The sequence below is a fragment of the Nitrososphaera sp. genome, from assembly GCF_050748925.1.
Lineage (GTDB): Archaea > Thermoproteota > Nitrososphaeria > Nitrososphaerales > Nitrososphaeraceae > Nitrososphaera.
The window spans coordinates 1-8,117 of the sequence record NZ_JBOGQF010000081.1; the positions used below are offsets into that span (position 1 = coordinate 1).

12 protein-coding genes are annotated in these 8,117 nt (G+C 56.5%); 5 read left to right on the forward strand and 7 right to left on the reverse strand.

The window, feature by feature from the left end:
- Window positions 1-97: 97 nt before the first annotated feature.
- Window positions 98-2,095, reverse strand: a complete 1,998-nt coding sequence (gene rqcH, locus ACREAY_RS07735; RefSeq protein ID WP_431755195.1) for a ribosome rescue protein RqcH — start codon at window positions 2,093-2,095, stop codon at window positions 98-100.
- Window positions 2,096-2,150: 55 nt separating this feature from the next.
- Here rqcH and ACREAY_RS07740 point away from each other — a divergent pair, with 55 nt between their 5' ends.
- Complete coding sequence (locus ACREAY_RS07740; protein WP_431755196.1) at window positions 2,151-2,390, forward strand: hypothetical protein; 240 nt, start codon at window positions 2,151-2,153, stop codon at window positions 2,388-2,390.
- Between the two features lie 53 nt (window positions 2,391-2,443).
- Window positions 2,444-2,737 carry a hypothetical protein gene (locus ACREAY_RS07745; RefSeq protein WP_431755197.1) on the forward strand — a complete coding sequence of 98 codons (294 nt, stop codon included), beginning with the start codon at window positions 2,444-2,446 and terminating at the stop codon, window positions 2,735-2,737.
- On the opposite strand, the gene pyrI is transcribed toward ACREAY_RS07745, so the two are convergent.
- Together pyrI and ACREAY_RS07755 are read right to left on the reverse strand one after the other, a co-directional pair.
- Window positions 2,695-3,156 carry an aspartate carbamoyltransferase regulatory subunit gene (pyrI, locus tag ACREAY_RS07750; RefSeq protein WP_431755198.1) on the reverse strand — a complete coding sequence of 154 codons (462 nt, stop codon included), beginning with the start codon at window positions 3,154-3,156 and terminating at the stop codon, window positions 2,695-2,697. The two genes, ACREAY_RS07745 and pyrI, sit on opposite strands and share 43 nt — an antisense overlap.
- Before the next feature lie 45 nt (window positions 3,157-3,201).
- Window positions 3,202-3,561: a hypothetical protein gene (locus ACREAY_RS07755; protein WP_431755199.1), complete on the reverse strand. Its 360-nt coding sequence runs from the start codon at window positions 3,559-3,561 to the stop codon at window positions 3,202-3,204.
- Between the two features lie 98 nt (window positions 3,562-3,659).
- On the opposite strand from ACREAY_RS07755, the gene ACREAY_RS07760 reads away from it, so the two are divergent.
- A complete protein-coding gene (locus ACREAY_RS07760; protein ID WP_431755200.1) occupies window positions 3,660-3,908 on the forward strand; it encodes a hypothetical protein in 249 nt (82 codons plus the stop codon).
- Window positions 3,909-4,179: 271 nt separating this feature from the next.
- On the opposite strand, the gene ACREAY_RS07765 is transcribed toward ACREAY_RS07760, so the two are convergent.
- The 4 genes from ACREAY_RS07765 to ACREAY_RS07780 all read right to left on the reverse strand — a co-directional run bounded on the left by ACREAY_RS07765 (window position 4,180) and on the right by ACREAY_RS07780 (window position 6,809).
- Window positions 4,180-5,304, reverse strand: coding sequence for a thioredoxin family protein (locus ACREAY_RS07765; protein WP_431755201.1), 1,125 nt, complete (start codon window positions 5,302-5,304; stop codon window positions 4,180-4,182).
- Entirely contained in the window at window positions 5,301-6,056 is a 756-nt protein-coding gene (locus tag ACREAY_RS07770) for a cytochrome c biogenesis CcdA family protein (RefSeq protein WP_431755202.1), read from the reverse strand. The genes ACREAY_RS07765 and ACREAY_RS07770 overlap by 4 nt, the downstream gene beginning before the upstream one ends.
- Window positions 6,057-6,159: 103 nt before the next feature.
- A complete protein-coding gene (locus ACREAY_RS07775) occupies window positions 6,160-6,450 on the reverse strand; it encodes a hypothetical protein (RefSeq protein ID WP_431755203.1) in 291 nt (96 codons plus the stop codon).
- Window positions 6,451-6,497: 47 nt separating this feature from the next.
- Window positions 6,498-6,809 carry an ArsR/SmtB family transcription factor gene (locus ACREAY_RS07780; RefSeq protein WP_431755204.1) on the reverse strand — a complete coding sequence of 104 codons (312 nt, stop codon included), beginning with the start codon at window positions 6,807-6,809 and terminating at the stop codon, window positions 6,498-6,500.
- 85 nt (window positions 6,810-6,894) lie between these two features.
- Here ACREAY_RS07780 and ACREAY_RS07785 point away from each other — a divergent pair, with 85 nt between their 5' ends.
- Window positions 6,895-7,725, forward strand: a complete 831-nt coding sequence (locus ACREAY_RS07785; RefSeq protein ID WP_431755205.1) for a MinD/ParA family ATP-binding protein — start codon at window positions 6,895-6,897, stop codon at window positions 7,723-7,725.
- A gap of 24 nt (window positions 7,726-7,749) precedes the next feature.
- Window positions 7,750-8,117, forward strand: a 368-nt coding sequence (locus tag ACREAY_RS07790) for an RAD55 family ATPase (RefSeq protein ID WP_431755206.1), incomplete at its 3' end; no start/stop codon positions are given.

The following is an 8,117-nucleotide window of genomic DNA, read 5'->3' on the forward strand; positions in this document are numbered from 1 at the left end:
GTTCATGATGTCTCGCACGATGACGCGCGCGGTCATGTTTGCGTCGGCGTGCTCCCTGACTGGCTTTTTTACCACATGGAAATCTCTGCCTTGGTTTTTAATTACCTTTGCTGCCAGCAATTGCTGGCTGCCCCCTGGCGGCAAACGAAACCCTGGACTGGCCGGTCGGGAGCGCGCGGACAAAGTCGTCGAGGCTCATCCTCTTTATCGATTCGCCGAGATCGCCGTCGCCTGCCGCCTTGACGAGCTCGGCCTTGGCCTTTTTGGCCGCGCTCATCGGGTCAAGGCCGCCCTGGAGCAGGACCGCATAGACAAGCGACCTCTTTTTCACCGCCTCTTCCGGCCCGCACACGAGCGTTTCCCTCTCCTCGATTTCCGTCACCCCGACTGCAAGCCGGACTTCAATCCCCTTGATGTAGCTGCGCTTGCCCTCTATCACGAACGAGCCCTTGGGGAGGAACTGGCCGGTGGGCGCGCCCTTTTTGATTTGCTCCGGCAGCACCCAGTACGCGTCGGCGCTTGAAAGGCCGTCCTTCCACGCCCTGCTGAAGGCGACCGTCGCCTGCGCCACCTGCTGCAGGCTGGGCTCGATGCTGCCCGCCTGCGCCGGCGCAGAGGCGTTCTTTACTATGAAAAAGGGCGAGCCGTGCACCTCGGCGTGAAAGACGATGTCGTCTTCTGTCAGGTGCTTGCGGACAAGCGCCGAGTTTGACGAAGCATCCCGCCCGCCTATGGCAAGGAGCCCGTCGCCTGTGACGAACCACCGGTACCGCTCGTACCACTCTTTGGCTGCCTGCTTTTGCACCACGATTTTGCGGTGGATGGCTGCAGTCTGGTTGCGCAGCTTTTCAATCTGCAGGAGCAGTTTTGCACGCGCCTCCTCTATTGATGCGTTGCCGCGCTCCATCTCTTTTGCACGGGCAAAGAGCATCGAGCTCAGCTTTGCAAGGTTTGCCTGCCACTCTGTCTTTTCGCCGGCTACGTGGAGGTATTTCACGCCCTTTTCGACCACGACCTCGGCTGCGTTGGCTGCAATGACGTCGTGCAGCGCGCCGTCGTCCTTCTGGTAGGATATGGCCATCAGCTCGCCTGCCAGCTTGCGTATGGCCGACGCCTTTTGCAGGACCGCCTCCTTGGCCTTGTTCTGCTCTGCCAAGTCGTGCTCCAGCATCGCTATCTGCTTGTCGATTTCTACCGTCTTTGAGCTCCTGCCGACGTCCAGTATCTCGACGCTCAGCACTTCGTCAAGGGCCTCCATGAATGTGGGGACTTTTTTCGATTCGAGCTTGCTCGCTTCATCCGTAATAATCGGTAGCGCGTCGATGGGCTTGTCGGCCGCCATGATGACCACAGGCTCGTGGTTCCTGCCCAGGCTCACGTCTTCCACCAGCCCCTTGATGACTGCAAAGATCCTGCCGACCTCGTCGTCTGCCAGCTGCCCTGCCTGCTTGCCGGCCGGGATGCCTGACCTCTTGGCAACTTCTTCGACGAATTTCTTGGGCATGGACACGCTGCGGCCTATCCAGCGCAGCACGTCGAGGTTCTTGGCCTCATTCCTAAGCGTTAGAAGCTGCTCAAGCGACAGGTTAAAGACATCGACGCCCCTTGAAGGCGGAAACGCATAGCGGAGCCCCGCCTTTAGCGTCCTGTGGCGGACCTCTATCGAGTTCAGGATGGCAATTATCTGCATGTCTTGGTTGCAGATGGCAATGTTGCCGTCGCCAAAGAACTCGCACACCACCATCCGGGCCGAGCCGTCCAGCATCCTCAGCTTTATCACTGCGATGCGCTCGCTGCCCGCCTGCTCGATACTTTCTATTTTTGCGCGCTCTAACTCTGCCTGCGCAGCCCGTTCCAGGCGGTTGTCCTCTACCGGTTTGAATTTCAGCTTTGTTATCCACATGCCCCGGTTGGAGAGCATGAGCATGATGTCTTCCTGCGTAGGGTGGTGCAGCTTTAGCAGGAGGGAGCCTTGCGTCACGGCGTTGACGCTTGAAATGTAGTGGCCGGAGGTCACCCTGGCTGCTATCTCGTTGACAATGTAACGCAGCTCTACGCCGGACAGCTCCATGCCCTCTTGAGGATAAGGCGACAATAAGTACTTGGCGCGTGAAGACAAGGCTTAAATTAATTCACGCCGTGGGAACCCTGTGTCAGGCGACGACAAGAATCCCGTAAACATCATCGGCCGCGTGTACGCAGTCAGCACCCTCCTGGCCGTGATAATAGCGGTGCCGGCCGTGGTCGTCGCCGTGGTATCGCACTTTGTGTTCGACCAGCCGATCATCGTGACCCTGGCGGCGTCTCTGATATCGCTGTTTATTTCCATGGGCTTTGGCATCAGGCTTGCGAAAAAGTTTGCCAGAGCTCCTCCAAAAGACGGCCAGTGAATTGGGCGGGATCTGGAAAAATCGTAAAATATCAGAAACGACAATTCATGCTGATGACCAGCCTGAAGCAGATTGCGATGCAGCTGTGCACCTGCACGTGGATAGAGATAATGACGGGCGCAGGGATAACGCTGTACCTGCTTTCGACGCAAAATTACGCGCTTGCCGCAGTCACGGTGGCGGCGTTTGGCCCGTTGATAGGGTTCCACTTTGCCATCGACAGGATAAAGCCGGGCAAGGACGGGTGGAAGAAGGAAAACCGCATCGTAAAGATAAGGTCGGTGTCAGGCGAGGGGTCGTGGCCTCAGAACACGAGCTCGTCCACCGAGATGGTGCGGGCGCAGTAGCGGCATTTCAGCACCATCTTTTCCTTGTCGATTACGTCGATGGCTGACTTTATCTCCTCGCCGCTGTTTGTGATGCATTTCAGGTTCGGGCACTTGAATATCCCCGATATCGAGTCAGGGAGCTGAATCTTGCGCTTCTCGACCAGCTTGTAGTCCTTGATGATGTTTATCGTGGTCCTCGGGGCGATGAGCGCGAGCTTGTTCGTCTCGTTTGTCTCTAAAAACCGGTTTTCGACCTTGATGATGTCTTTCTTGCCGTGCTTGCTGGAAGGCACGTTCAGGGCGACGGTGATGACGTTGCCCTCCTTGCCGGTTATCGCAAGCGCGCGCAGGACGAGGAGCGCCTTGCCGCCTTCAATGTGGTCTATGACGGTGCCGTCCTTTATCCTGCGAACCAAAAGCTGGCTTGCTTCGGACATGGAGAAGCTGTGGCTGCGGATGATATATCTGCATATCGATAGGCGCTAGCCGCGGTGCTTGCTAAGCAGGCGCATGACCCGGGGCACAAGCGTGTTGAGGTCGTATGGCTTTTTTACCGTGACCAGCATTATGGAGGCCCCGCGGCTGTCCAGACCGAAATGAAAGATGTCCATCTGGTCATAGCTTGTCAGGTTAAAGTGCATCTTGCCGACGTATTCTTCGCGCGCCTGGAGCATGCTGTGTATGAGCGTGCGCTGGAACATCAGCGCGCCCACCTTTTCCGGCTCGGGCAGCTTTAGCCCTTCCCGCATACGCCAGTGGACCAGGTGGCCTTTCTCCACGAAGAACGCGCCCATGTTTGCGTCAAGCTCTAGTATCTTGGCGCAAAGGTCTGGGCCTGCCACCACGACCGAGACACTGCAGCGGAATATAGCCATTATGGCACTTTGGACACGTAACACTGTAACGCAAGATTGATTATTCCGTAATGTAAATAGCGTATGTGGGACTTTTCAACCGCTGGAAGCCCAAGGGCAAGATGTACAGCCATAAATGCACCCAGTGCGGGGCAGGCTTTCTCTCCAGTTACGACTTTGACGCTCCTATATGCCCGACCTGCTTGCAAAAGGCAAAGTCGCTTGACTCGACCATCGACCACGACAAGAACTGCATGAAGTGCGGCAACGCAGGCGTGATCTATGGCAAGGACTATTGCCACGCTTGCTACTTTGGCTTTAACAAGCAGAAGTAGAGCAAAAGGTCATCGCAATACTACAACAACCGATTAATTTTGTAAAAGGGGAGAGTCGCGGTACCTGGTTTCATGTCGGTACCGCGGAGGGAGAACGGGATGCTCGGGAAGCTTCCATTCTCTCCCCTTTGGTTCCTTTTTCAAGCTATTGCAAACTTAAGGAACGCGTTTAGATTTGGCATTTTATGCCTGTCAATGGCAATAGATACCAATAGCAGGTAGTAAATGAATAGTACAACAATTTTTCAAGCTTGTGCGGGGCGGGACAAGCTTAACCGAACGTGAATGTGTATATCTGGAACCCTTCCCCTACTACGTCTATCACCAGCCGGTGGTCGCCATACGCCCTGTGCGACGCCACGTTGTAGAGCCTCTGGCCGTCTACCGCAAACGAGCCGTCCTCGCCCACGTCAGCGCCTTTTGCGTTGGGCGACTTGCCGTCAACTGAAACGTGGGCGGCTGCAGTTCCTCCAGCCACGATGTTGACCGACTTGGCCGAGTACTCTAGCACAATGCGCCCAACGCCGCTTTTCAGCTCCATATAGGCCGGCTTGTTTTCCCACTTGCCTGAAACGTAGATGGTGCTGGGCTCGAATTTCTGGTCGTCGGCGATGCTGTACGTCACCGTCTGCTCTGGCTTGAACCCTTCCGGGTTGCCAAGGGGCGCCCTCGCATAATCATAGCCAAAGTACAGCTCGGGCGTGTTTATCTGGCCAAAGTCGACGCTCTGCGCGTCCGGATTGACCACCGAGCCGTCGATGGCTATTGCCTGGCCCGAGTTGGCGGCGCGCTCTTGCAAGAGTGACTTTATGACTTTTTCAGTCTCGCCGTACGAGCCCTCGCCGATGTGGTCATAGCGAATGTAGCCTTCGTCGTCTACAAGGTACTTCCGGGGCCAGTAGCGGTTCTGGTAGGCGTCCCACGTGCCATGCTCGTTGTCCTGCACGACAGGATATTTTATCCCGAATTTCTCTACTGCGGCCTGGACGTTTTCGGGATTTTTCTCAAAGTCAAATTCCGGAGCATGGATGCCGACTATAACCAAGCCGTCGTCGGCATATTTTTCGTGCCACGCGTTAAGGTACGGGATGGTGCGGATGCAGTTGATGCAGCTGTACGTCCAGAAATCGACCAGCACCACCTTGCCCTTCAGGTCCGCGATCTTGAACTCGCCTGTGTTGATGTAGTTGCTGATGCCCGCCAGCTCGGGCGCTTGCCGGAACTGCGACTTGTCTATCGCGACCCGGGTGCCGTTATCGCTGACTGCCGTAACGAATTCGCCGCCGTTGCCTGCTGCCGGATTCAGCGAAGGGTTGTTAAAGTAGACGCCAAAGCCGGCGATGAGCGCGACCACCGCTACGCCCACGGCAAGGGCGCTCAGGTTGTCCCTGTTCATATGCCCCTCTCCAGGTTTACTATTTCGTTAGCGAGGGGGAAACTTGCGACGACGCTCAGCTGGTTTGTGAACACCAGTATGCCCAGCACTATCAGAATCGCCCCCATTATCGGGTTGAAATATTTCAGGTACTTGACCATCCTGCGGATGAGGCCGGTGGCCTGCGAAAAGAAGGCGCCCGTGACCAGGAACGGGATTCCGAGGCCCAGTGCGTATGCAAGCAATGAATTGTATGCGGCTCCCGGCGACGTGGCGGCAAGCGTGAGCGTGCTCCCGAGGATGGGCCCGACGCACGGGGTCCAGCCCGATGCAAACGCCGCGCCAAACACGAACGAGGTTATGTAGCTGGTCTTGAACCGGGGTATTTTGGTCATGCGCTTTTCAAAGTTGAGCGACCGGAATTTCGTGGCAAGCACCAGGTAGGCGCCAAAGGCGACGATGACTACCCCTCCTATCGACTGGAGCGTGCCCTGGAATCCGGTGCCGACGTTGGCAAGGACGCTGTTGAATATCACGCCAAGGACCGCAAAGACAAGCGAGAAGCCGAGCACGAAATACACCGTGTTGAGGAATATGTTCAGGCGCGTCATGCGCTTGACTGCCACCTGCGAGCCTTCGCCGGTGTTCTGGACCTCGCTGAGAGTCGTGCCCGACAGGTAGGAGATGAACGCCGGCACTATGGGAAGTATGCAGGGCGAAAAGAACGAGCCTGCGCCTGCCAGCGCCGACACGAGCACGCTTGTCTCTACCAATTCATGCGAAACTTGACCATTTTTGCACTTATACTTTGTTCCAAATTTGCACCAGATCCTCCCGCGGCGGTCCACAGCTGGCGCGGGCAGGGATGGAAAGATATCAGAATGGCCTCATGGTCACTTTCAAGAGCGCGCCGATGCCTGCCAGTTCCGCGATGTGGACGCCCACGAAATACGGCAAGAGGGCGTCTGCATAGAGGGGCGCCATGGCAAAATAGCCATAGACCGCGATGACGTTATGGAGCGCGAGCATGGCTGAAAAGAACATCAGGCCGAGCGTAAAAGTCGCCTTTGTGTTCTTGTAGATCCTGCCGTAGGTCGCCAGCAGGATGGCCAGCACCCCAATGTTCACCAGGCTGACCACAGCGCTGATGTCCATCATCAACGACATATTGCAAACTCTACCGATTCGTCTTATTTACTTTTTTCCAGATCTCTTCATATCCCCTTTTTCGCCTTCTCTTCAATCGCCGCCTTGACCTCGTCAAAGGCCTCGATGTTGTGCTCAAGGTAGTTTGAGATGAAATAGAGCACGCCGTACTTTTCTCCCTGCTTGGTCACCATGTTGTTCTTCTCAAGGACCCTGATGTGGTGCTGTATGGCCTTGTAGTCGAGGCCCATCGCCTCGGCAAGCTGGTTCATGTTGTACGGTTGCTCCTTCAGGAGGTGGATTATCCTTATCCGGTTTTCCCCGCCCCTGGAGCCGGCAAAGAGGAACCACAGCAGGCGCCGGGCGTCAGGGTCGGCCATGCCTAGGCGTACCTGGACAGAGAATTTAAACTTGAATAGAACGCTTTTAGGAAATTGCTATATGGTAGCCTCCTCAACTATCCCCATGGCCAAGTGCATTGCCTTCCACTCGTACAAGGGAGGGACCGGCAAGACCACGATTGCGTCCAACTGCGCAGCCCTTCTGGCAAAAAGGGGCTCCAAGGTAGCGCTTCTCGATCTGGACGTTTACGCCCCCAGCCTTTACACCTACTTTGAGAAAGAGCCCAAGAAATGGCTCAACGACTACCTGCAGGGCGACGCCGACGTCGAGGAAGTGATGACCGACGTCACCCAGACCATCCAGGGGTACGCCGGGGGCGTTGCAGACGGCGGCAAGCTGTGGATAGGCATGTGCAACGTGAAAAAAGAAGAGATCTACAAGATGGAGAGCAACACGATGGAAGGATCCAAGTCGCAGCTCAGGAGGTTCATACTGCTGAGGGAGCAGCTGATCTCAAACTACGAGCCGGACTATATCATCATAGACACGAGCCCCGGGATAAGGTACTGGTCCATAAACGCGCTGGCAGTCGCCGACGCGCTCTTTCTCACGCTAAAGATGGGCGAGATCGACATTGACGGCACGAACAGGCTCGCGGCCGAGATATACAGCTCGCTGACAAAATACGGCGCAAGGTCGTTCCTGCTCCTCAACAGGGTGGCAGGGTACTGCGTGCCGGACTTTGCAGCTGGAGGCGGCCGCGCAGCGGAAGGCAACCACGACATCGAGGGGCTCCTCACAGGCAAGACTGGAATGGAAGTCATCTCGTCCATCCCGTGCTATTGCGATATACAGTTTAGCAGAAAAGAGTTTCTCACGGTGCTCACGCAGCCTGCGCACCCGTTTACAAAGCAGGTGGAGAAGCTCATCGATGCCGTGCAGATCAAAGTTTAAGTGCCTTCCGGCCGGTTGCTAGACATGGCGGACGGCACTGGCAGGCGAGACGCGGTTCCGGGCCTGCGCCACATTTTCAGCTCGAAAGGCGCGCTGCCGAGAGGGGCGTTCCTGCTGACAGGCCCTTCCGGCTCGTGCAAGACGATGTATTGCATGCAGTTTCTCCGCGACGGGATAGCAGAGGGCGACGCGTGCACATACGTCAGCCTCAACCCGCTTTTTACCGAGGAAAAGTTCAGAAAGCTGCTTGGCGCGAGGGTCAGGTTCATTGCGCCGGCCCTCACCGACGCCGGCATGGAGGCGCTGTTCCAGGAAATTGCAAAAGCCGGGCCGGGCCGGATCGCAGTCGATTCCATCACCCACCTCCTGCCCCGCCTCCCTAACGACAGGGT